The sequence below is a fragment of the Thermoflexus sp. genome, from assembly GCF_040289485.1.
Taxonomy (GTDB): Bacteria; Chloroflexota; Anaerolineae; order Thermoflexales; family Thermoflexaceae; genus Thermoflexus.
The window spans coordinates 1-21,843 of the sequence record NZ_PSLG01000010.1 but is presented as its reverse complement, the minus strand read 5'-3'; the positions used below and the strand labels follow the sequence as shown (position 1 = coordinate 21,843).

21 protein-coding genes are annotated in these 21,843 nt (G+C 68.1%); 1 reads left to right on the top strand and 20 read right to left on the bottom strand.

All coding sequences use genetic code 11. The features are described from left to right. The 13 genes from C4313_RS03060 to C4313_RS03000 all read right to left on the bottom strand — a co-directional run. The coding region (locus tag C4313_RS03060) for a CopD family protein (RefSeq protein ID WP_352428406.1) at window positions 1-363 on the bottom strand (363 nt) is incomplete at its 3' end. A gap of 64 nt (window positions 364-427) precedes the next feature. Next, window positions 428-1,150 (bottom strand): (Fe-S)-binding protein, encoded by a 723-nt coding sequence (locus C4313_RS03055; protein ID WP_352428405.1) that lies wholly within the window; start codon window positions 1,148-1,150, stop codon window positions 428-430. Then, window positions 1,150-1,833 carry a LutC/YkgG family protein gene (locus C4313_RS03050; RefSeq protein ID WP_352428404.1) on the bottom strand — a complete coding sequence of 228 codons (684 nt, stop codon included), beginning with the start codon at window positions 1,831-1,833 and terminating at the stop codon, window positions 1,150-1,152. The genes C4313_RS03055 and C4313_RS03050 overlap by 1 nt, the downstream gene beginning before the upstream one ends. A 6-nt stretch (window positions 1,834-1,839) precedes the next feature. Continuing rightward, window positions 1,840-3,240 (bottom strand): LutB/LldF family L-lactate oxidation iron-sulfur protein, encoded by a 1,401-nt coding sequence (locus tag C4313_RS03045; protein ID WP_352428403.1) that lies wholly within the window; start codon window positions 3,238-3,240, stop codon window positions 1,840-1,842. A gap of 63 nt (window positions 3,241-3,303) precedes the next feature. Continuing rightward, window positions 3,304-4,794, bottom strand: a complete 1,491-nt coding sequence (locus C4313_RS03040; RefSeq protein WP_352428402.1) for a rhamnulokinase — start codon at window positions 4,792-4,794, stop codon at window positions 3,304-3,306. Window positions 4,795-4,808: 14 nt separating this feature from the next. Continuing rightward, the gene (locus tag C4313_RS03035; RefSeq protein ID WP_352428401.1) at window positions 4,809-6,869 is read right to left on the bottom strand and encodes a bifunctional aldolase/short-chain dehydrogenase; all 2,061 of its coding nucleotides are present in this window, start codon (window positions 6,867-6,869) and stop codon (window positions 4,809-4,811) included. Between the two features lie 71 nt (window positions 6,870-6,940). Further along, window positions 6,941-8,179 carry an L-rhamnose isomerase gene (rhaI, locus tag C4313_RS03030; RefSeq protein WP_352428400.1) on the bottom strand — a complete coding sequence of 413 codons (1,239 nt, stop codon included), beginning with the start codon at window positions 8,177-8,179 and terminating at the stop codon, window positions 6,941-6,943. Window positions 8,180-8,247: 68 nt separating this feature from the next. Further along, window positions 8,248-9,294: an autoinducer 2 ABC transporter substrate-binding protein gene (locus C4313_RS03025; RefSeq protein WP_352428399.1), complete on the bottom strand. Its 1,047-nt coding sequence runs from the start codon at window positions 9,292-9,294 to the stop codon at window positions 8,248-8,250. Between the two features lie 54 nt (window positions 9,295-9,348). After that, window positions 9,349-10,389 carry an ABC transporter permease gene (locus C4313_RS03020; RefSeq protein WP_352428398.1) on the bottom strand — a complete coding sequence of 347 codons (1,041 nt, stop codon included), beginning with the start codon at window positions 10,387-10,389 and terminating at the stop codon, window positions 9,349-9,351. Beyond that, window positions 10,386-11,333: an ABC transporter permease gene (locus tag C4313_RS03015; RefSeq protein ID WP_352428397.1), complete on the bottom strand. Its 948-nt coding sequence runs from the start codon at window positions 11,331-11,333 to the stop codon at window positions 10,386-10,388. The genes C4313_RS03020 and C4313_RS03015 overlap by 4 nt, the downstream gene beginning before the upstream one ends. Beyond that, complete coding sequence (locus C4313_RS03010; RefSeq protein WP_352428396.1) at window positions 11,330-12,859, bottom strand: sugar ABC transporter ATP-binding protein; 1,530 nt, start codon at window positions 12,857-12,859, stop codon at window positions 11,330-11,332. Before C4313_RS03010 ends, C4313_RS03015 begins: the two co-directional genes overlap by 4 nt. Window positions 12,860-12,872: 13 nt before the next feature. Beyond that, on the bottom strand, window positions 12,873-13,268 hold the full coding sequence (locus tag C4313_RS03005) for a sensory rhodopsin transducer (protein WP_352428395.1): 396 nt from the start codon (window positions 13,266-13,268) through the stop codon (window positions 12,873-12,875). A 60-nt stretch (window positions 13,269-13,328) separates the two neighbouring features. Then, window positions 13,329-14,093 carry a DeoR/GlpR family DNA-binding transcription regulator gene (locus C4313_RS03000; protein WP_352428394.1) on the bottom strand — a complete coding sequence of 255 codons (765 nt, stop codon included), beginning with the start codon at window positions 14,091-14,093 and terminating at the stop codon, window positions 13,329-13,331. Between the two features lie 183 nt (window positions 14,094-14,276). On the opposite strand from C4313_RS03000, the gene C4313_RS02995 reads away from it, so the two are divergent. Further along, the gene (locus tag C4313_RS02995) at window positions 14,277-15,254 is read left to right on the top strand and encodes a glycosyltransferase family 2 protein (RefSeq protein WP_352428393.1); all 978 of its coding nucleotides are present in this window, start codon (window positions 14,277-14,279) and stop codon (window positions 15,252-15,254) included. 54 nt (window positions 15,255-15,308) lie between these two features. Here C4313_RS02995 and C4313_RS02990 read toward each other — a convergent pair whose 3' ends face one another. From C4313_RS02990 to C4313_RS02960, 7 genes are all read right to left on the bottom strand, one after another. Then, entirely contained in the window at window positions 15,309-16,106 is a 798-nt protein-coding gene (locus C4313_RS02990; protein ID WP_352428392.1) for a class I SAM-dependent methyltransferase, read from the bottom strand. After that, window positions 16,033-17,244 carry a glycosyltransferase gene (locus C4313_RS02985; protein ID WP_352428391.1) on the bottom strand — a complete coding sequence of 404 codons (1,212 nt, stop codon included), beginning with the start codon at window positions 17,242-17,244 and terminating at the stop codon, window positions 16,033-16,035. Before C4313_RS02985 ends, C4313_RS02990 begins: the two co-directional genes overlap by 74 nt. Beyond that, window positions 17,232-18,083 (bottom strand): class I SAM-dependent methyltransferase, encoded by an 852-nt coding sequence (locus C4313_RS02980; protein WP_352428390.1) that lies wholly within the window; start codon window positions 18,081-18,083, stop codon window positions 17,232-17,234. The genes C4313_RS02985 and C4313_RS02980 overlap by 13 nt, the downstream gene beginning before the upstream one ends. Beyond that, window positions 18,080-18,844, bottom strand: a complete 765-nt coding sequence (locus tag C4313_RS02975; RefSeq protein WP_352428436.1) for a methyltransferase domain-containing protein — start codon at window positions 18,842-18,844, stop codon at window positions 18,080-18,082. Before C4313_RS02975 ends, C4313_RS02980 begins: the two co-directional genes overlap by 4 nt. Beyond that, window positions 18,844-20,022, bottom strand: a complete 1,179-nt coding sequence (locus C4313_RS02970) for a DegT/DnrJ/EryC1/StrS family aminotransferase (protein WP_352428389.1) — start codon at window positions 20,020-20,022, stop codon at window positions 18,844-18,846. Before C4313_RS02970 ends, C4313_RS02975 begins: the two co-directional genes overlap by 1 nt. Continuing rightward, on the bottom strand, window positions 20,019-20,510 hold the full coding sequence (locus C4313_RS02965) for a hypothetical protein (protein ID WP_352428388.1): 492 nt from the start codon (window positions 20,508-20,510) through the stop codon (window positions 20,019-20,021). The genes C4313_RS02970 and C4313_RS02965 overlap by 4 nt, the downstream gene beginning before the upstream one ends. Window positions 20,511-20,720: 210 nt before the next feature. Beyond that, a partial coding sequence (locus tag C4313_RS02960; protein WP_352428387.1) for a hypothetical protein occupies window positions 20,721-21,843 on the bottom strand: 1,123 nt, incomplete at its 5' end.

Genomic DNA, 21,843 nt, shown 5'->3' with positions numbered 1-21,843 from the left:
CCGCGGGCCGGCCCAGAAATCGTGCAAGGCGTTAAAGAGGAAGATCAGCGCCACAGCGGCCAGTTTGCCGGCCAGGGCCCGGCCGAAGGGGCCAGACCAGAAGGCCGGCTGCAGCAACCGGTCGGGCGTCACCCCCCGTCCCAGCAGGTTGACCAGGCCGCTCAGCACCAGCAGCCCCAGGGCGATCCAGCCCAGCCGTCGAAACTGCAAGCCGACCTGGCGCATGAACTCCGTTGAAACCGCCTGGAAGAAGGGCCGGCGGATCACCGGCACCACCCCCGTCGCGAGGAACAGCAACCCTCCGATCCACCAGGCCGCCGCCAAGAGATGCACCGCCACCGAGAGCAGATACAAACCCCGCACTGGCTCCCCCTTCAGAACATGAGGGCAGGACGATGTTTGTGGAGGATCATAGACGCGGTCCCGTTCACAAGGCCTCGGCCAGCCATTCGGCCAGATGGAGGGCCCGGACAGGGAGGCCCCGGCGGTGCAGCCCCCCGCCGATGTGCATCAGGCAGCTCCAGTCGCACCCCAACACCGTCTCCGCCCCGGTCTGCTGCACCGCCCGGATCTTCCGCTCCAGCATGGCTCCCGATAGGTCCTCGAAATGCACCGCGAACAGCCCCCCGAACCCGCAACAGGTCTCGGCCTCCGGCAGCGGGACGTAAGCGGCCCTGGCCGCCCGGATCAGCCGCTCTGGCGCCTCCCGCACCCCCAGCATCCGCAACAGATGGCAGGACGGATGGTAGGTCACCGTCCCCTCCCGGCGGATCCCCAGATCGGCAATCCCCAGCACCTCGACGAGATACTGGCTCAGTTCATAGGTCCGCGCCGCCAGGGCCTCCCAGCGGGTGAACAGGGCGTGTCCAGCGAGCAGATCCCGATACCCGTGCCGGACCATGGCCACGCATGAGCCCGAGGGGGCCACCACCGGGAGGTCCGGATCGAAAGTCTGCACCCAGTGCACGGCCATCGCGCGGGCCTCCGCCCAACGTCCCACGTTGAAGGCCGGCTGCCCGCAGCAGGTCTGAGCCTCGGGGAAGCGGACCGAGACGCCGGCCCGCTCCAGCAGCCGGACAGCCGCGATCCCGATCTCCGGCCGTAGCCAGTCCACCAGGCAGGTCACGAACAACTGGACGGTCGGCCCCATCATGCCTCCTCGATGAGCAAGGCGATCACCGCCTTCGGCCCGTGCACCCCGATGGTGAGGACCTTCTCGATGTCAGAGGTCCGGCTGGGCCCCGTGATGGCGATCCAGGCGCTGCTCTCCTCGATCCATCGGGCCAGCGTCCCGTCAGCGCGGGCGGCCGCGATCCAGGCGGCGAAGCACGGATAGACACGGGAGCGCGGGACCAGGGCGAGGTGCAGCGGAGGCAGCAGGGAGGCACAGCGGCTCCCCCCCGGCCCGCCGGCCACCCACAGGGTCCCGGTGTCGGCGAAGGCAGCCATCACCACGGTGATCCCTGCCTCCGCCGTGGCCCAGCGCTGCAGGCTCAGATAGCGCGGGCCCTCCTCGTGCGGCAATTTGCCGCTCAGGACGGTCAAGCCACCCGCCTCCAGGGCGTCAACCAGGCCCGGACAGAAGGCGATCGTCCGTCCATCCGTGAGGACCCCTCGAACGCCCCGTTCCTGGAGCAGGGCCGCCGATCGCTGGGCCGCTTCCACGAGGGTGCGACAGGGGACCGTTTGGACGCCGAGGGCGGCCCAGACGGCCGGCAGCGCCGCCACCGCCTCCTCCGAAGCGCCCGCGCGGGGCCAGGCGGGCGTCGGCCCCAGGGCCACCTCCCGGCGAGTGGCCCGCCGGCGGATGGCTTCCAGCACTGGGTTCGCCATCGCTGCTCAATCCTCCGACCGGGAAGCCCACCAGTCGCGGAAAGCGGCGCGCTGAGAGACCGGGAGATCGCGGACGGCCGTCCAGGCCCGCAGCGGGCCGACCCCCCGACGGAGCCACCCGCCCCGGCCCAGGGCCCGCAACAGGCGCTGGGCCCAGCGGCCCGCCCAGGCCCAGAGGCGGGGATGGCCTGCGATCCGGCTATACAGCCACAGGCCCCACCGCTCCCAGGCCGGCAACAGAGCCCCGGCCCGCATCTGCCGCCAGCGGACCAGCAGGTCGGGGATAGCGATACGGACCGGGCAGATGGCCTGACAGGCGCCGCACAGGCTGCTGGCGTAAGCCAGTTCGGCGCCGTTCCCGTCTCCCAGCATCGGCGTCACGATGGACCCGATGGGCCCCGGATACACGCTGCCGTAAGCGTGGCCGCCGATGGCCTGGTAGACCGGGCAGGCGTTCAGGCAGGCCCCGCACCGGATGCAATAGAGGGCCTCCTCCAAGGGGGTGCCCAGCCAGCGGGAGCGCCCGTTGTCCACCAGGACCACGTGGAGCTCCTCGGGGCCATCGGGCTCGTCGGGACGGCGGGGCCCGGTGAGGAAAGAGGTGTAAACGGTCATAGCCTGACCGGTGGCGCTGCGGGCCAACACCCGCAGCAGGATCTCGGTGTCCTCCCACGTGGGGACCACCCGCTCGATCCCCATCAAGGCCACGTGGATGGGGGGCAGCGTGGTCACCATCCGGCCGTTGCCCTCGTTGGTCACCAGCACCAGCGTCCCGCTCTCGGCGATGCCGAAGTTGACCCCGCTGACGCCCATGCGGGCGTCCAGGAAGATCTGGCGCAGGGCCTGCCGGGCCGCTGCCGTCATCGCCGCGATCTCGTCGGTGGGCGGCATCCCCAGGTGCTTCTGGAAGAGGAGCGAGACGTCCTCCCGGCGCTTGTGGATGGCGGGGGTGATGATGTGGGAGGGGCGCTCGCCGGCCAGTTGGATGATGAACTCCCCGAGATCGGTCTCCACCGCCCGGATCCCAGCAGCCTCCAGGGCCGCGTTGAGGCCGATCTCCTCGCCGACCATGGATTTGCTCTTGGCGACCATGGTCACACCCCGGGCCCGGGCGAGGCGGACGACGTAATCGCAGGCCTCCCGGGCAGTGGCCGCCCAGAAGACCTTCCCCCCGCGCCGCTCCACCTCCCGGGCGAACTGCTCGAGATAACGGTCCAGGTGGGCCATCGTGTGGGCCCGGATGGCCCGGGCCCGGTCGCGCACGGCCTCGGCGTCCGGCAGGGCGGCGAAGGCGGCGTCCCGGGCGGCCACAAAGGTGGGGATCGCCCGCCCCAGCGCCTCCTGGAGCCGCGCGTCTGCCAACCCCTGTCGGATCCGCTGACGAAAGGCAGGGGAGGGGAAGGCCATCGGGATCCCTCGCGAAACCGGATGGTCCTGTCGACAGCTCCTCAGTGTAGCATGCGGCGCCCTTCAGCCCGAAACGGCGGAGCGGGCGGACAGCATGCGGACGAACCGGTGGTAGGCCGCCTCCCAGCGGTCGGAGGAGGCCGGCGCGTAGGGGATGGGCACAAAGGAGCGACGGATCACCGCGCGGGCCTCCTCCAGGCTTCCCACCGCCCCCAGGGCCATGGCCTGGACCATCAAGTTGCCGATGGCCGTGGCCTCCGCCGGGCCGGCCAGCACCGGGCGCCCACATGCGTCGGCCGTCCACTGGCAGAGGAGGGCGTTGCGGGATCCGCCGCCGACCACGTGGATAGCGGGGATCCGGCGGCCGAGGAGGACCTCCAAGCGCTCGATCACCCAGCGATATTTCAGGGCCAGGCTCTCCAGAATGCATCGGACGATCTCCGCTGGCCCCTGAGGGACCGGCTGCCCGGTCTCCTGGCAGAACGCCTGAATGCGGGCCGGCATGTCCCCGGGCGGCAGGAAGCGGGGGTCGTCGGGGTCGATGAAGGCCTGCAGGGGCGGCGCCGTCTCCGCCAGCCGGACCAGCGCCTCATAGTCCCAGGCCTGGCCCCGGGCCGTCCACGTGCGCCGGCACTCCTGCAGCAGCCACAGCCCCATCACGTTTTTCAGGAACCGGAAGGTGCCCCCGACCCCCCCTTCGTTGGTGAAGTTCTCGCGCCGGGCCCGATCCTCCAGGATCGGGGCATGCACCTCCACCCCCACCAGGGACCACGTCCCCGAACTGATGTAGGCGGCGTCTGGATCCTCGAAGGGGACGGCCGCCACCGCCGAGCCGGTGTCGTGGCTGGCGGGGGCGATGACCAGGGCATGGGGGAGCCCTACTTCCTCAGCCACCTCGGGTTGCAGAGGGCTCAGGATGGTGCCCGGGGGCCGGATCTGCGGGAACAGGTGCGTCGGGATCCCCAGGCGCCCCAGCAGATCCCACGCCCACTCCCCCCGTCGGGGATCGTAGCACTGGGTAGTGGTGGCGTTGGTGAACTCGCAGGCCAGCACGCCGCTCAGCCAGTATTGGAAAAGATCGGGGATGGTGAGAAAGGTCCGGGCGATCTCTAACAGGGGATCCTCCCGGACCACCATGGCGAACAACTGATAGAGGGTGTTGATCGGCATGAACTGGATGCCGGTGCGGGCGTAGATCTCCTCGGGGGGGACCCGCTGGAAAACTGCCTCCATCATGCCCTCGGTGCGTCGGTCCCGGTAATGGACCGGGTTCCCCACCAGGTGCCCTCGGCGGTCAAGGAGCGCGAAGTCCACCCCCCAGGCGTCCACGCCGATGGCGGCGATGGCCCCGCCCGCCGTCCGGGCGGCCCGCCCCAGGGCCTCCTTCACGCCGTCGAACAGCCGCAGCACATCCCAGAAGAGCGTCCCCCGGACGCGGACGGGGATGTTGGGGAAGCGATGGATCTCCTCCACCTGCAGGCGCTCGCCGTCGAAGAATCCCAACACGGCCCGCCCGCTCTCGGCCCCTAGATCCAGGGCGACCATCCAGGTCATGGGGTCCTCCGGGCTCAGCGCACGTAGGCGGTCGGGACCCCGCCATCGACGGTGAGGATCCCGCCGGTGGTCTTGGCCGAGCGGTCCGATGCGAAGAAGAGGATGGCCTCGGCCACGTCCTCGGGGAAGACGTTCACCTTCAGGGTGGTGCGCTGCCGGTAGAACTCCTCCAGTTGCTCCGGGGCGATCCCATAAGTTCGGGCCCGCTCCTCCCGCCAGCGGGTGTCCCAGATGCTGGAGCCCCGCAGGACCGCGTCGGGGCAGACGACGTTGACCCGCACGCCGATTTCACCCCCCTCCTCGGCCAGGCATCGGGCCAGATGGACCTCGGCCGCTTTCGCCGAACTGTAGGCGGCGACATTCTTGCCCGCGGCGAGGGCGTTCTTGGAGGCGACGATGACCATGCTGCCGCCGATCCCCTGGGCCTTCCAGATCCGGAAGGCCTCCCGGGCCACCAGGAAATACCCGCGGACCAGAACGTTGTAGACGCGGTCCCAATCCTCGAGGTGGGTCTCAGTGATCGGGGCCGAGTGGGCGATGCCAGCGTTGTTGATGACGATGTCGACCCCTCCATAGGCCAAAACGGCCTGCCGGAAGGCCTCCGCCACCTGCGCCTCGTCGGTCACATCGCATGGGACGGCTAGGCTCCGCCCCTCGCCATAGCGGGCCACAAGGTCGGCAGCCACCGCCTCCGCGCCCTCCCGGTTGATGTCCAAGATAACCAAGTGGGCGCCCTCTTGGGCCAGTCGGTAGGCCGTCGCCCGTCCGATCCCGGAGGCCCCGCCTGTGATCACCGCCACCCGGCCGGCCAGTTCCCGCTCCGGCGGGCGCAAAGTGAGTTTATACAGTTCCAGCGGCCAGTATTCCACCGCATAGGCTTCGGCAGGGGTCAGGGAGACGAAGCGGTCAAGGGCGGTGGCCCCGTGCATCACAGCGATGGCCCGGTGGTAGAGGTCCCGGGCCACCCCGGCCATGAAGGCATCCCGGCCGGTGGCGATCATCCCCAGGCCGGGGATAAGCACGATCCGCGGCGAAGGGTCCATGATCGGGTCTTGGGGGCTGCGGTGGATCTCGACGTAACGGAGATAGGCCTCCCGGTAGCGCGCGATCTCCTGAGCCAGCCGGGCCTTCAACCCCTCCACGTCGACGCCGTCCCAATCCACAAACAGCGGCCAGTGCTTGGTGTGCACGAGGTGGTCCGGACAGGCCGAGCCGACCATGGCCACCTCCCGGGCCCGCTCGCTGCCCACGAAGTCCAGCACCGCCGGGCTGTCGTCGTAGCACAGGATGTGCCGTCGGTCCCGGCTCACCGCCCCCCGTACGATCGGCAGCACGGCCGCGGCGACCGCCCGGCGGCGCCCCTCCTCCAGGGCGGGCACCCGGACGCCGCCGAAGACCCGGCGGCCGGCCGCCCGCTCGGCGATATAATCCTCCGCCTCCTGGATGATCCGGATCGTGTTCTCGTAGCAGGAGCGGGCATCCTCCCCCCAGGTCACCAGCCCGTGCTTGGCCATCACCACGCACTCCGCCCGCGGGTGGGACCGCACCGCCTCGGCGATCCACTTGCTCAGGGTGAAGCCCGGCCGCACATAGGGCACCCACACCGCCCGTTCCCCGTAGAGACGCCGCACGTGCTCCGGCCCGTTCTCCGAGGTCGCCAGGCTGATGATGGCGTCGGGATGGGTGTGGTCCACGTGGGGGGCCGGGATGAAAGCATGGAGCAGCGTCTCGATGGAAGGGCGGGGCATCCCGGGGTGGAGGTAGCAGTGGGAGAGATAGTCCACCATCTCCTCATCGGAAAGGCGCTCCCGCTCCATCAGGGGCAACACATCGTCCAGCCGCAGGGCGGCGAAGCCCTTCACCGTGATGGTGGCCAGGTCCGAGCCCGAGCCCTTCACCCAGAGAACCCGGACCGGTCGGCCGCGGAAATCGGGCTCCACCGTCTTGGCCGAGGTGTTTCCGCCGAAGATGTTGCACACGCTGCGGTCCGCCCCCAGCAGGCGGGAGCGATAGACCAGCAACTCCAACTCGCTGAGCCCGGCCGCCTCCGCCTCGTTCCAGAGGTTGCGCGGCATTCCGTTCCTCCCTCCCTTCCTTGCCTTCATCCATAGCAGACCTAGGCCTCCCGGAGGAAGGGCGTAGCTCCTCACGCGGCACCTGGGTAGCCACTGCTGGCCGCCGCCGTCCCCCGTTCCCGGGCGACCTTCTCCGCGTAGCCGCTGCGCCGGAAGGCGGCGATGGGGTCCGGATCCAACCCCATCTCCAGCCGCACCTGGGCCAGCAGCGGGCGCACATCGGTCTCGTAAGCCTCCTGCAGCACCCGATGGGCCTCCAGCACGTCGCCGGCCTCCTGGGCCTCCCGCAGCCGCCGGCGGTCTACTAACAGCGCCTTGGCATAGGCCGTCTGGATATTGATCACCGATTGGATCATAGCCTCGATCTTGGGCTCGATGTTGTGGGACTGGTCGATCATGTAGGCCACCGCACGGGCCGTCTCTGCCGTCCGCGGGTCCTCCTCGGCAGCGACCAGTTCGTTGAAGATCAGGAAGAGCTCGAAAGGATTGATGGCGCCCACGATGAGGTCGTCGTCCGCGTATTTCCGGCTGTTGAAGTGGAACCCACCCAGCCGGCCCTCGTCCAGCAGGAAAGCCACCAGATGCTCGATGTTCGTCCCCTGGGGATGGTGCCCGGTGTCCACCAGCACCTGGGCCCGCGGGCCCAGGTGGGTCGCCATCACATAGGCCATCCCCCAGTCAGCCAGGTCGGTGTGGTAGAAAGCCGGCTCGAAGAATTTATACTCGATCAGCATCCGCATCCCTTCGGGCATCTGTCGGTAGACCTCGGCGAGGGCCTCCAGCATCCAGTGCTTGCGAGCCCGGAAATCGTCCTGGCCCGGATAGTTGGTCCCGTCGGCGAACCACAGGCTGAGGATCGAGGAGCCGACCCGGCGTGCGATCTCGACGCACTCCAACATGTGCTCCACCGCCCGGCGGCGCACCGCCGGATCCGGATGGCAGACGCTCCCCAGTTTGTAAACGTCGTCCTGGAAGAGGTTGGGGTTGACGGCGCCGATGGCCAGGCCCAGGCTGGCCGCATACTGCTTCAGACCCTCCCAATCGTCCACCTTGTCCCACGGGATGTGGATGGCCACTGTGGGGCACACCCCGGTGAAGCGATGGACCTGGGCGGCGTCGGCCAGCTTCTCGTAGATGTTGCGGGCCGCCCCGGGCCAGGGGAAGACCTTGAAACGAGTGCCGGAGTTCCCGTAACCCCAGGAAGGGGTCTCAATGCGCTGGCGCTTCAAGGCCGCCTTGACGGCCTCCACCCCCCCGCCCCGCCGCTCCAGCGCCTCCGCCAGGGCTGCGTATCCAGGCACCTCCCGCATGGGCTCCCCTCCCGCGCCCCGGGGGAGGGCCTTCGGGCCCTCCCCCGAAGGGCGCTCGCCGCTTGGCCTCAGAAGTTAAACTGATCGATGTTGTTCTTGTCGAAGCGGAAGGGCGGGCCCAGCAGGATCACGTTGTCCGGCCCGACCTCCCGCTCGCCCAGCCGGCCCGCGGGGACCTTCTTATCGGTGGGCTTGATCTGGCCGGTTAGCAGCCCGTGGGTCACAACCATGGCCAGATAGCCCAGGTCCACCACGTTCCACAGATAGAAAGCCTCCAGGGTGCCCCGCTTGACGTAGGCCCGCATCCCGTTGGGGGTGGCCAGACAGGTCATCTTGATCTGGCCCACCTTGCCCGCCGCCTCCAGGGCATCGGCCACGCCGGGGCAGCCCACCGAGGTGGGGACGATCAGGAACTGGACCTCGGGATGGGCGGCGATGAGATCGGTGGCCTGCTGCCGGCTCTTGGCCTGATCGTCCTCGCCGTAGCGGATGTCCACCAGTTGCATCTTCGGGTAGGCCTTGGCCATATACTTCTTCATCTCCTCTACCCACCGGCTCTGGTTGGGCGCCGTGGGGAAGGTGGAGATGATGGCGATCTTGGCCTCCGGGCCCACCTGCTTCGCCGCCTCGTCGATCAGGGCCTTGCCGATGCCCTCGAAGGTGGCCTGGTTGATGAAGAAGACCCGGGCTTCGGGCAGCACGTCGGCGTCATAGGTGACCACGGTGATGCCCGCGTCCTTCGCCCGCTTGAGGACCGGGACAAGGGCCTGGGGGTCGTTGGCCGAGACGATCAGGGCGTCCGGCTTCTTGGTGATGATGTCCTCGAGGACCTTGATCTGCTCCTCGGCGCTGGCGTTGATGGAGCCCTCATAGTGCAACTCCACGTCGCCAAACGCCTTGGCCGCCTCCTCCATCCCCTGATGGGCCGACTTGAAGTAATCGATGCCCACGGCCTTGGGGACATGGTAGATGACGAACTTCTTGGCCGGGGCGGCCGTGGGGGTGGGCAGGGCCGCCGGCGGCCGGGTGGGCGCTGGCGTCGGCGTGGGTGCGCACTGCGCCAGCACCAGGGCGAGGACCAACGCCACGGTCAGCCAAAGCAACGGGCGCTTCATGGCAACCTCCCTCCTCTTATAGGATTTGGGTGGTGGAGCGGGCCGCTGGCCGGCTCACCGCCTTTCGGCAGGGCCCGGGTTGGCCGCAGGGGTCGGTTCCACCACAGGTTCCTCCCCCGGCGCCAGGGCCAACGGACGGACCCAGCCCCGGAGGCGGAGCCGCAGGTTCTCGTTGATCAGCACGGTGAGGATCAGCAGCGCCCCGGTGATCATCGCCTGGATCGGCGAGGGCACTCCGATCAGGTTGAGGCCGTTGCGCAGCGCCGTCACCAGCACCACGCCCAGGAAACTCCCCCAGATGCTCCCCTCCCCGCCCGAGATGGCTGTCCCCCCCACCACCACGGCCGTGATCACCTCGAACTCCAACCCCAGCCCCGCAGTGGACCGCGCCGTACCCAGCCGGCCGGCCAGGAAGACCGCGCTCACCCCGCTGGCCAAGCCCGACAGGGTGTAAACCAGCAGCCGGATCCGATCCACCCGGATCCCGGCGAACCGGGCCGCCGTCTCGTTGTGGCCGATGGCATACAGAAACCGCCCCCACGCCGTCCGGTCCAGCGCCAGCCCGGCCACGGCCACCGCCGGAAGCAGCAGGAAGAGCCCCAGGGGGATCCCGAACCACTGCCCCTCCCCGATCCACCGCATCAACGGGTCCTGATAGAGATACACCCGCTGACCCCCGCCCAGCCCCTCGGCAATCCCCCGGTAGATGGCCAGGGTGGAGAGGGTCACCACCAGATCGGGGACCCGGACCCGGGTGATGACCAGGCCATTGAGGAAGCCACAGAACGTCGCCACCGCCACGGCCAGCAGGATCGCCATCGCCATCGGCAGACGGTAGACCTGCCAGGAGAAGCCCAGGACGATGGTGGCCAGGGCGACGATGGACCCCACCGATATGTCGATCCCCCGGATCAGGATGATCATAGTCATCGGGATGGCCACCAGGCCGATCTCCACTAGGTAGCGGGAGGTGATCTGCAGATTGGTGGCCGTCAAGAACTTGGGCGTGAGGGCAGCGATGGCCCCCACCAGGCCCAGGACGATGACCAGGAGGATCCGCTCCCGCGTGAGATGGCGGGCCAACCCTGTCCTCATGCCGCCCCTCCCCGCCACGCCCCGGACCAGGCCCGCGCCCGGACGATGTCGATCCCCACGGCCAACAGGAGGAAGGCCCCATAAACGGCCTGCTCCCACAGGGCCGGGATCCGGAAGTAGATCAGCGCCGACCGGACCAGAGCCAGGAAGAGCACCCCCAGCAGCGTCCCCCCAACGCTCCCGTAGCCGCCGAAGATGCTGGTCCCCCCGATGACCACCGCCGTGATCAGCAGGAGCTCGAACCCCTGACCGATGTTGTTCTGGATCACCCCGAAGCGGGAGGCGTGGACCGCGCTGGCCAGGCCGATGGCGAACCCGTTAAACAGCAGCACGGCGAACCAGACCCGATGGGGTCGGATCCCCAGGATCGCCGCCGCGTTGGGGTTGCTCCCAACCGCATAGATCTCCCGCCCCCACCGGGTGTAGCGGACGGCCAGGGCCACCCCCAGGGCGAAAGCCGCAGCGATCCAAATCGAGGTGGAAACCCCGAGGGGCCGGGCCAGGCCCACCGCCTTGAAGGCGTCGCTGGTGGCCACCCACCCGGCGGGGACCAGATGGACGACCAGGCCGCGCAACAGGGTCATCATCCCCAGGGTGACCAGGATGGCGTGGATCCGCCCGTAGGCCACCACAACCCCGTTGATCAGCCCGATGAGGACCCCCACCCCGATGGGCGCCAGAAAGGCCAGCGGGAGAGGCCAACCCGCTTGGGAGACGGCGGCGGCGACCACCGCGCCCAGGGCCAGGGCCGAGCCCACCGAGAGGTCGATCTGACCGGCCAGGATGACCAGCGTCATCCCCACCGCCCCGATGAACGTGGCGGAGTAGTTGTCCAGGAGCAGCCGCGCCGCCCCCAGGTCAAAGGGGGTGACGGCCGCCAGCACCACCAACAGCAAGGCGTTCAAGACGAAAAGGAAAGGCTCCCGCCCTCGCCAGCCCCTCATGGCACCTCCCGGCTCCCCCCGGCCTCCTCCTCCACCGCTTCCAAAGCCACGCCCATGGCCAAAGCCATCACCCGCTCTTGGGTGGCCTCCGCACGGGAGAGCTCCCCCACCAAACGGCCCGCCCGCATCACCAGGATCCGATCCGACATCCCCAGGATCTCCGGAAGCTCCGAGGAGATCATCAGGATCCCCATGCCCTGGGCGGCCAGCTCATCCATCAGCCGGTGGATCTCCGCCTTTGTCCCCACATCGATCCCCCGCGTGGGCTCGTCCAAGATCAACACCCGGGGCCGGGCGGCCAGCCCCCGGGCGACGATCACCTTCTGCTGATTGCCCCCCGAGAGGGTGCCGATGGGCTGCTCCAGGCTGGCCGCTCGGATGCGCAGGCGCGCCTGATAGGAGCGGACCAAGGCGTCCTCTGCCCGCCGATCGACGAGGCCGAGGCGGGCCAGGCGGTGGAGCACCGCCAGGGTCAGGTTGGCCCGCACCGACATGGGGGCCACGATCCCCTGCCGATGGCGGTCCTCCGGCAGATAGACAATCCCCGCCGCCATCGCCTCCCACGGCGCCCGGGGGACCAGGCAACGGCCGTCCACCTCCACAAAGCCGGTCTCCGGGGGAAGGAGGCCGAAGATCGCCTGGGCGACCTCCGACCGACCCGCCCCCACCAGCCCCGCCAGCCCCACGATCTCCCCCGCCCGGACCTCTAGGGAGATCCCCTCAAACAGCCCGCGGCGGCCCAACCCGTGGACCCGCAGGAGGACCGGGCCGGGCGGGCGCGGGGTGTGGGGGAACAACTGGGTGAGCTCCCGGCCGACCATGTGGGCGATCAGCGCCCCCGGGGTGACCGTCGCCACCGGGAAGGTGCCTACCAGCCGGCCGTCCCGCAACACCGTCACCCGATCAGCCAGGGCGAAAACCTCCTCCAGGCGATGGGTGATATACAAGATCCCCACCCCACGGGCCCGCAGGCGGCGGACGATCTCGAACAGCGTCGCCACTTCCTTCTGGGACAGAGAGGAAGTGGGCTCGTCCATAATGAGAACACGGGCGTCCTGCAGCAGCGCCCGGGCGATCTGGAGCAACTGCTGCTGGGCCGCGCTGAGTTCCCCAGCAGGGACCTCCAACGGCAGCGCGACCCCCAGCGCCTGAAGGACCTCCCGGGCCCGCCGGGCCATCGCCGGCCAGTCCAGCAGGCCCCGGCGGGGTTGGAAGCCCATAAAGAGGTTTTCCAGAACCGAGAGGGTGGGGAAAAGATAAGGCTCCTGGTGGATCACGGCAATGCCCAGGGCGGCCGCGTCGCGCGGGCTGTGCAAGCGGACCGGCCGGCCCTCAAAGAGGATCTCCCCAGCGTCCGGCAGGTAGACCCCCGCCGCGATCTTAATGAGGGTGGACTTCCCGGCCCCGTTCTCCCCGACCAGGGCGTGGACCTCCCCAGGCCACAGCTCCAGAGACACGCCGGCCAGGGCCTGGACGCCGGGGAAGGCTTTGGCAATGCCCCGCAGAACAAGCAGCGGCTGGCCCATGGCGATGCCCCTGCTACTCGGCCGGGAAGCCCATGGTCGTCATCAGGGCCAGGTTGGGCTGGGTGACGTCCATGCGGGAGAGCTGGACGATGATGGGAACGTCGCTTTCCACCTTGAGGGCATAAGGCACCCCCCGGGGGAGGAGGTGCCCCCCGAGATGCTCCGGCCGGTCCAGCCGGACGTGCCAGGTGCGCTCCGGCGGCACCGTCAGAGCGATGCCCCGCAACGGCTCCCGGTCCTCAAAGTAGACCGTCAACGTGACGTGGGCCTCGCGGGAAGACGGGTTCAACAGGCAGAGGGACTCATGGCTGACCAGGTCCGTCTGCTCCGGCCGGTGGACTGGAAGATAGCCGTCCGGGATATACCAGACCCGCCGCCCGTGGGCGCGCGTCGGACGTCGCCGCGCCATCGGAACCCCTCCTCGCCGATGGGGATGCTGGCTCGGGCGTCGCCTCCGCCCGAGGGCCCTTCACACCCGCCAGACCTCGACACCGCGTCGGCGGACCGCCTCGACCAGATCGGGGGGCGCCTGGTCGTCGGTGATCACCAGGCGCACCCGCTCCAGCGGGCAGAAGGTGGCGAAGGCCACCCGCCCCCACTTGGTGTGGTCCAGGATGGCGATGACCTCCTTGGCCGCCTCCACCAGCGCCCGCTTCATACGGACCTCCTCCGGGTTGACGTCGGTGAGGCCCTCTTCCAGGGTCAGCCCCTTGGCGCCCACGAAGGCCTTCTGGATGTTGACCTGGCGGAGGATGGCCTCGCCCCAGGCGCCAACCAGCGAGAAAGCCTCCCAGCGGACCGTGCCGCCGGGCATCAGGACCGTGATGCCGGGACGCCCGGCCAGCTCCATGGCCACGCGCATGCCGTTGGTGACAACAGTGAGTTCCCGACGATCCCGAAGGAAGCGGGCGAGATACATGGCCGTGGTGCTGGCGTCCAGGGCGATGCTGTCGCCGTCCTGCACCAGGGTGGCCGCGGCCCGGCCAATGCGGGTTTTCTCCTCCCGATTCAGGCGCTCCCGGAACTCGAAGGCCAGTTCCGCGGGGTTACGGTCCGCCAGCACAGCGCCCCCGTGGGTGCGGATGAGCAAGCCATGGGCCGCCAGCCAGGCCAGGTCCTTGCGGATGGTCACCTCGGAGACCAAGAGGCGTCGGCTGAGATCACCCACCGACACCCGCCCCTGGGCCTCCAGCAACCGGAGGATCTCCTGTCGCCGCTCGTGGGGGAACCGCATGTTTCGAATATCTTCGATTTGTTTATCTTCAATTCTATACAAAATCAAAGGATTGTCAAGGGGACCGGGCGGCCGTCCCGGGTGGGGATCTCCTGGCGCGCGTCCGGGCTTCGGGGGCAGGCTTGACGGTGGGACGGCTGCAGGCGATCATGGAGGGCGCTGATTTCGGGGGAGGCGCGAGGGGTGGGATCGGGAGCGGGGGCGCATCTGGTGGTTCAGATCCCTGCCTACAACGAAGCGGAGACCATCGGGGCGGTGATCCAGGAGATCCCGCGGGAGATCCCGGGGGTCTCCCGGGTGACGGTGTTGGTGGTGGATGATGGCTCCACCGACGGCACGGCGGCGGCGGCCCGGGCGGCGGGGGCCGACTTCATCGTGCGCCACCGACGCAACCGGGGCCTGGCGGCCGCCTTCCAGACGGGGGTGGACACGGCCCTGCGGCTGGGGGCCGATCTGATCGTCAACCTGGACGCCGACGGGCAATATGATCCGGCCGACATCCCCGCGCTGATCCGGCCGATCTTAGAGGGGACCGCCGACCTCGTGGTGGGGGACCGTCAGGTGGTCCGGCTGGCCCACTTCCCATGGCCCAAGCGGTGGCTCTCCGTCCTGGGCTCCGCCGTGGTCCGCTGGGCCTCCGGGCTGGAGGTGCCGGACGCCCCCAGCGGCTTTCGGGCCTACAGCCGGGAGGCGGCCCTGCGCCTGATCGTCCTCACCGACTTCTCCTACACCGTGGAGCACCTGATCCAGGCCGGCAAACGCCACATGGCCGTCGCCCACGTCCCGGTGCGCGCCCGGCCGACCCCGCGCCCCTCACGGCTGCATCAGGGGATCTGGGACTTCATCCGCCGCCAGGCGGCCACCCTGGTGCGCGTCTACGCCGCCTACGAGCCCCTGAAGACCTTCTTTTACCTGTCGCTGCCCTTCTGGCTGATCGGCCTGGTCCTGTTCCTGCGCCTGGCCTGGTTCTTCGTCGCCGAGGGCTTCGCCCTGTATGGCCACCTGCAGTCCCTGATCGTCGCCGTCATGGCCACCATCCTCGCCTTCCTGATCTTCCTCTTCGGCCTCCTGGCCGACCGCATCGGCGACAACCGTCGACTGCTGGAGGAGATCTTACGAAGAATCCGGGATCTGGAAACACCGGCGGAGCCCCCCCAATAACCCGGATGGCGTGGGCTGCCTTGAGCCGCATGGTCCTTCCGTCGCTGTACGCCGTCACTGAAAGATGGGCTCTCCCATAGAAGCATCGGACGGCTTGATCAGGATCAGGTTGAAATTGGGCACGAAGGCGACCAGCCAGGAGCGCAAAGGGGCCGGCAGGATGCGGATCAGCCGGCGGGCCCATTGAAGAGCGGGCGCTTGCAACGCGAACCGTTCCGGGGCCTCCAAAAGCCGCGGCGTGCAGTCCACGATCCGGAATCCCAGGCGGACCAGCCCCTTCCGCAAGGTCCACCAAGTCACCGGCTGCTCGTAATACTGGGCCCCTCGCCCGGCCCAGCCCACGAGCCGGTGGGCCCACGGGCGAGGGAGCCAACTTAAAAAAGGGAGCTGGTAGTGATCCTCCCAGATGGACAGCCGATTGGGTCCGCTGAAAAAACAAATCCCCCCCGCCCGAAGGACCCGATGCACCTCCCGCATCAGTTTCTTCCAATCCGGCACATGCTCATACACCTGGGCGCAGATCACGAGGTCGAAGGAGCGATCGGGGAAAGGCAGACGTTCTCCGTCTGCCATGCAATAGAGAGCGCGCGCTGAACGCGACCGCGCAATGCGGAGCGCGTCCGGGTCGATGTCTACCCCAACAGCCCTTTGGACCTCCCAGGCCTGCGCGAGGTGCTCCAGGATCACACCGATGGAGCAGCCGACATCCAGCACCGAGCGCGCGGCGTGCGGTCGCAGGGGCGATGCCTCCTCCAGCAGCCGCTGGATTTTCTTCGCCTTATGAAGGCGCTGGGCCGGATCCCGCCGGGTTTCCCAACACGTCCAGTAGTTCCGCTGTAAGTCCCTCCTCATCGATCTTCCCCTCCAAGATGGCGGACACCCGATCGACGATCCGATCGATCCGAAAGAAGGCGGCTGCGCGGGCGGTGTTCTTCCGGAAGCAGGCCTGTCGGCCCCGGTCCTCCATGGCCCGGCGCAGGCTTTCGGTCAGGGCCGCCGGCTCCGGCGGCCCCGCCACCCATCCGACCTGCCAATGGCGTGTCAAGAGTCCCAGATCCCCGACATCTGTGACGATGACCGGCAGCCCACACTGCATGGCATCCGAAAAGGCCACCGGGATGCTCTCCACCCGGGACGGGATGACCAGGTAATCCGAAGCCTTGAGGAGGGCTGTAACCTGTCGGGGGCCCACATAGCCATATCGCGTGAACCATGGGTCCAGGCGGTGGCGTGCGATGGCCTGCTCCACGGCCGGGCGCATCGAACCATCCCCCATCAGATGCACATGGAACTCTGTCCTCCGGGCGTTCCAGACAAGGGGCGCCAAGGCCTCCACCAGGAGATCGATCCCCTTCTGTCGCTCAAAGCGGCCCAGGAAGGCCAGGTGAACCGGATCCGAGGGCAGCGGCGCTGGAGGGACCTCCAAGGGCAGCGAGCGGGCCGATGGAAGAAAGGCGCAGGGGCGCCCGCTCAACTCGGACACCTCCCGGGCCAACCCCCATCCATCGGCCAATCGGAAACGGGCCCCCTGAAGAACCCGGCGAACGATAACTTCCCCCAATGGATAGCGCCGCCGTCCCCACACGTCGGATCCCAGGGCCCAGACCCCATAGGGCAGGCCGGTCTTGCACCCGACAAGATAGGCGAGGGCCCCGGAAGGGATGGCCCACATGGCCAGGGCCATCGCCGGCCGCCAGCATCGGATCCAGCGCCACGTCGCCCAGGCCCCGCTGGCCAACAGGCTCAGGAACCGGATCAGATTGCCTACATGGGGCGGCAGGGAGGCCAAATCCGAGAAGGCCCCCAGCCATGGGAAGGTGCATACCTGCAACACCGGATCGCGAACGGGCTTGGGTTTAGACGGGGTCAGCACCAGAATCTCATGGCCCATCCGCGCCAAGCCCAAGGCCACCTCCCGGACGAAAACCCCTGCGTTGTAGCCCTCGTCTGGGGAGATGGGAAACGATGAGGTAAGCATCAAGATCCGCATGGCCCTTCCTTTTGGAGCAGCCAACCTCCGTAACGGGCCCAGCGGCTGATTTTAAGCCAGGCGGCCATTCGCTCCGCCGGATAGGCCAGGGCCAAGAAAACCGGAACGCCCCACCTCAGCCATCGGTGACGGCGCAACACCGCCGCTCCCCAGGACGCCCTCCCATCCCGACCGCCCTCGCGACCCCCAGCGCGAACCACCGCCGCCGCCTTCCGCAGGATCGGAACCCAGGGGATCCGCTCGCAGGCGGATGATTTCAGGATCCGAAACCCCGCGCGCCGGAACAGCGCCTCCCAATCCTCGGGCGCCCGGGGGAAAACGTAAAACACATGCTCGCTTCCATCCACGAGCTCCACCAGGATCCCCCGGCCTCCGGGCCGAAGGAGGCGATGGATCTCCCGCACGGCCTCCTCTTGTTCCGGATAAGGCAAATGCTGCAGGACGGTGACGGAGATCGCCCAATCGAAGGAGCCATCCTGAAAACCTAGGCGGGGTATGGCCATCACCGCCCATCCCCCTTCCGGGAGCAGCCGCTTGGCCCAGCGAAGGGCATGGACGCCCAGATCCACACCCACAGGGCGTGCTCCGGAGGCTGCAAAGAACCTCGACCATCGTCCCGTCCCACACCCCAAATCCAAGATCCGCTCCCCGGGACGAGGCGGCGAGCCACGGACCAGAGATTTCACCGTCCAGCGTTGCAGCGCGTCGAAAAATCCGTTGAGGGATGCTGGCAGCCCGCGGTATAGATCGTGGCGCAGGCTGATGGTTGCCTCCGCTTCCTCCAGGAGCGTTCGATCGTGCTCTTCCCAGAAGCGACGCAGGAGTTGCGGTCCGTTCATCGCAGGCCCCTCTCCGAACGAGGGCGCAGCACGAACTCCACATGCCATGTGAGCAGCTCCCCAAGGAGAGGAAGCCGCGAGAGATCCAAGGGCAGGAACCGCGTCCCTTGCCAAGAGACTTCTAAACCAGCCTCCTGGATTAACCGCCGCGCCCTCCGGATCGTCAACGGATAGAGCCCATAATCGCCGAAGGCCTCGGCGAACGAAGCAGGGGCCGTTTGAAAACGACGGGGCACCCACGTGCTGGAACCCCACCACCGCCGCCGCCGCAAGATGGACACTGCCAGGCGTTCCCCCAGATAATGAAAAGGGGCGAACTGATGCCCGCCGACGGGGCTGTAGAACGGCGGGAAGCTCAGATAAATCCATCCGTCGGGGCGGACGACGCGCTGGATCTCCCGCAACAGCGCCAGGGGGTCCGGGACATGCTCGATCAGGCTGGCGCAAAACACCGCCTCGACGGAGTCCGAGCGAAGGGGCAAGCGCAGGGCGTCGGCCTGCACCGCCTCAGCGATCCCTCTTAACCAAGCGGTGGCGTGCAGATCCAGAGCCACCACCCGCGCGCCGCGCTGTGCCAGCGCGGCGCTGTATCCCCCCACCCCGCAGCCCAAGTCCAGGACCCTCCGCCCCCGCAGGGGGCAGCCCAGCCGCTCCAGCCGATCCAGGACGCGATGGGCTTGGTGGACCTGAAAGGCATAGTAGGCCTGTTCGTCCGCCAACCGCCGTCGGCTCAACCGCCAGAGCTCCAGCCACCATGCCATCACCCCACCGCTTCTCCCCTCCAGAGGGCTCGCATGACCTCAACGACGTAGAGGACGTCCTCCTCTTCCATGTGGGCGGTCAAGGGCAGAGAGAGCGTTTGATCGGAGATCCGCTCCGCCCGCGGGAACATCCCCCGACGATACCCATAAGCCTGTTGATAGAAGGGATGCAAATGCAAGGCTTTATAGTGGATCCCCGTCCCGATCCGGGCTTGATGCAACCAGCGGGCCAGTCGGTCCCGGTCGAAAGGGGCCTCGCCAGGATCGACCCGGATCGTGTAGAGATGGCGGGCGTGGACCCCCTCGGTTGCCTCGGGAGGCAAGATCAGGCCCGGGAGGTCCCGCAAACCCTCCTGATACAGGGTCCAGAGGCGCGCCCGCCGCTCCAGCCAGCGCTCCAGATAAGACATCTGGGCCAACCCCATGGCCGCCTGGATGTCAGTCATGTTATACTTAAAGCCTGGCTCCACCACCTCATAATCGATCGCGCCCTCCTCGCTGTACCGCTTCCATGCGTCACGGCTGAGGCCGTGGAGCCGGAGGACGCGGGCGCGTTCGGCCCACTCCGAACGCGCGGTCGCCAACATCCCCCCCTCGCCCGTGGTCAGGCTCTTGGTGGGGTAAAAGCTGAAGGCGGCCATGTCCCCCCATGTTCCGATCTTCCGTCCCCTATACCAGGCTTCCAGGGCATGGGCCGCGTCCTCGATCAGGAACAGCCCGTGGCGCTCAGCCAGGTCCCGGAACCGATCCATGGGGCACGGCCGCCCCGCATAATGGACGACGATGATGGCCCGGGTGCGCGGCGTGATGACGGCCGCTACAGCCTCAGGATCCAGGTTGCCGGTGCGCTCGTCCACGTCGGCGAACACCGGCCGCGCCCCGGTGTGGACAATGACGTTGGCCGTCGCCGCGAAGGTCAGCGGGGTGGTGACGACCTCGTCCCCAGGCCCCACGCCCAGGATCTTCAACGCCAGATGAAGGGCAGCCGTGCACGAGCCGACGGCCACCGCATGGGGCGCCCCCAAGTAGCGGGCGAAGGCCTCTTCGAAGGCGGCCACCCGAGGGCCGGTCCCCAGCCACCCGGAGCGCAGGGTCTCCACCACGGCTGCGATCGCCTCCTCCGGGAGGCGCGGTGCCCCGAAGATCAGGAAATCCTGCCGCACGCGCACCCCACTCACCGATGCCCTCCCAGCCGCGACAGGATGGCAGCGACCTTGTCCTGCAGGTCCCGGTCGGACAGGGGATGCCCGATCCGGATCCGGATGTAGCCGATCAGGTTGCCGTGGGCAAAGACCACGTAATGTCCCCAGACCGTTCGGCCCCCGCCGCCCGCTTCCTCGACCACCACCCCATGCGCGACATCCGCCGGCCCAGGAAGAGGGCGGGCCGGGCCCGGGAGCTGTCGCAGATATTCCGAGTAAGCGGCGGGCACGCGGGCAGGGTCAGCGAAAACCCGGAGCTCGGTGGAGAACCCTTCGGCGAAGGGATGATAACGCCCCTCGGCGGTCGGATAGATCACCTGAATACCACTAGAGACCCCATCGTTGAAGACTGTGCGGATCTGATAACGAGGGGCGAGGCCCGGGAAATCCTGCGGGCCGAGGGCTGCCGCCTCCAGGTCAACGGTCAGAGGATAGCACTGCGTCGGAGGCTCGGGCCACGCCACCGGCGAGATGGCCACAGGAGACAGAAGAGGGCTTTGTCCTCCCCTGGGAAGAGGCGACACACGCCCCTCCCCTCCTCTTGCGCATGCCCCCAGCGCCATCGCTGTAGCAACAACCAAGATACCCAGGCCCGTCCGATGCATCGACAGCCCCCCCAAAATCGTGGGGGCGCCTGAAGGGCGCCCCCACGATTTTACAACGGCCAGGACACCTCATGGGATCTTGACGCCCGGGAAGCCCGCCGCCACGTCTCCCGGCTTCACCAGGCTGTTCTGATCGCCGATGACGGCGATGGGGGAATCGGACTCGATCACCACACTGCCGATGAACCCGGGCGGGACATGGCCGTCGGTCAATTGGTTGAACGTCCGCGCACCGTCCACCCGGAGGCCGGTCTTCACCGTGCCGTTAGAATACCGGAGGGTCAACGTCGCCGTCCCGCTGATGGCCTGCACGGAGAAAGTGGTCACCCACTGCCCACCGCTGTAGGCGTTCTCGATGAGCGGGACCGCGATGCGCGTCCCCACATCGCTCGGCGCGAAAGCGGTATAGCCGATGGCGCGATCCCCCGGCCCCAGGGTGTTGGCGATGTTGTATGCGATCACCAGCGGCTGATCGGAGGTCACCGTCGCCGCCCCATAGAAATTAGGAGCCAAAGGACCCCCCGTGCATCCCCCATAGACATTGGCCGCCGGGTTCAGATAGAGGCTCCCGTTGCCCGGGATCGCGCAATGCAACGCTTGGCCGTTGGTGAAGGCGATCTGCACGGTGGCGGGGCTGCTGGACGTGTTGATGATGGTGAAATCGGTCGTCCACGCCCCCCAAGCGTTGATGTAGCCAGGCATATAAAGGGTCGTGCTGGCCTTGGCCAGCGGCAACGCCGCGTAGGAGACCAGAAGCCCCCCCGTGCTTTTGTACTCGTCCACCGTCACAGCGATCGGCTGGTCGCTGGAGAGGATCGCCGACCCGTTGAAATTGTTCAACGCAGGGAGGTCGAACTGATCCACCAGGGCCATCGCCCCGGGCGGGATGTTGGCAACCTGCTGCGTGGCCACCACGGAGCCCCCGCTCACGTAGGTGATGACCACCGTTGTCGCCACCGTCCCGGCGTTCTGAATGGCCATGCGGGTGTTCCAAGGCCCCAGCTTGGCCATCACGATCGGGGCGAACATCCGCGTATCCGGCTGGCTGACCCCCACATAGGCATCCGAGACGTATTGCGATCCGCTCAGATCGTTGGCGACCGTGGCGATGGCCGCAACCGGCTGGTCCGCCGCCACCACCGCAGAGCCCATCCACCCGCTGGGAAGGCTCCCTCCCCCATCGAGGGGATGC

Excerpts from the sequence above, each read along its gene's own strand:
- C4313_RS03055 (WP_352428405.1), bottom strand. The coding sequence starts at position 1,150 with ATGGGGCCGACCGTCCAGTTGTTCGTGACCTGCCTGGTGGACTGGCTA.
- C4313_RS03050 (WP_352428404.1), bottom strand. The coding sequence starts at position 1,833 with ATGGCGAACCCAGTGCTGGAAGCCATCCGCCGGCGGGCCACTCGCCGG.
- C4313_RS03045 (WP_352428403.1), bottom strand. The coding sequence starts at position 3,240 with ATGGCCTTCCCCTCCCCTGCCTTTCGTCAGCGGATCCGACAGGGGTTG.
- C4313_RS03040 (WP_352428402.1), bottom strand. The coding sequence starts at position 4,794 with ATGACCTGGATGGTCGCCCTGGATCTAGGGGCCGAGAGCGGGCGGGCC.
- C4313_RS03035 (WP_352428401.1), bottom strand. The coding sequence starts at position 6,869 with ATGCCGCGCAACCTCTGGAACGAGGCGGAGGCGGCCGGGCTCAGCGAG.
- rhaI (WP_352428400.1), bottom strand. The coding sequence starts at position 8,179 with ATGCGGGAGGTGCCTGGATACGCAGCCCTGGCGGAGGCGCTGGAGCGG.
- C4313_RS03025 (WP_352428399.1), bottom strand. The coding sequence starts at position 9,294 with ATGAAGCGCCCGTTGCTTTGGCTGACCGTGGCGTTGGTCCTCGCCCTG.
- C4313_RS03020 (WP_352428398.1), bottom strand. The coding sequence starts at position 10,389 with ATGAGGACAGGGTTGGCCCGCCATCTCACGCGGGAGCGGATCCTCCTG.
- C4313_RS03015 (WP_352428397.1), bottom strand. The coding sequence starts at position 11,333 with ATGAGGGGCTGGCGAGGGCGGGAGCCTTTCCTTTTCGTCTTGAACGCC.
- C4313_RS03010 (WP_352428396.1), bottom strand. The coding sequence starts at position 12,859 with ATGGGCCAGCCGCTGCTTGTTCTGCGGGGCATTGCCAAAGCCTTCCCC.
- C4313_RS03005 (WP_352428395.1), bottom strand. The coding sequence starts at position 13,268 with ATGGCGCGGCGACGTCCGACGCGCGCCCACGGGCGGCGGGTCTGGTAT.
- C4313_RS03000 (WP_352428394.1), bottom strand. The coding sequence starts at position 14,093 with ATGCGGTTCCCCCACGAGCGGCGACAGGAGATCCTCCGGTTGCTGGAG.
- C4313_RS02990 (WP_352428392.1), bottom strand. The coding sequence starts at position 16,106 with ATGAGGAGGGACTTACAGCGGAACTACTGGACGTGTTGGGAAACCCGG.
- C4313_RS02985 (WP_352428391.1), bottom strand. The coding sequence starts at position 17,244 with ATGCGGATCTTGATGCTTACCTCATCGTTTCCCATCTCCCCAGACGAG.
- C4313_RS02980 (WP_352428390.1), bottom strand. The coding sequence starts at position 18,083 with ATGAACGGACCGCAACTCCTGCGTCGCTTCTGGGAAGAGCACGATCGA.
- C4313_RS02975 (WP_352428436.1), bottom strand. The coding sequence starts at position 18,844 with ATGGCATGGTGGCTGGAGCTCTGGCGGTTGAGCCGACGGCGGTTGGCG.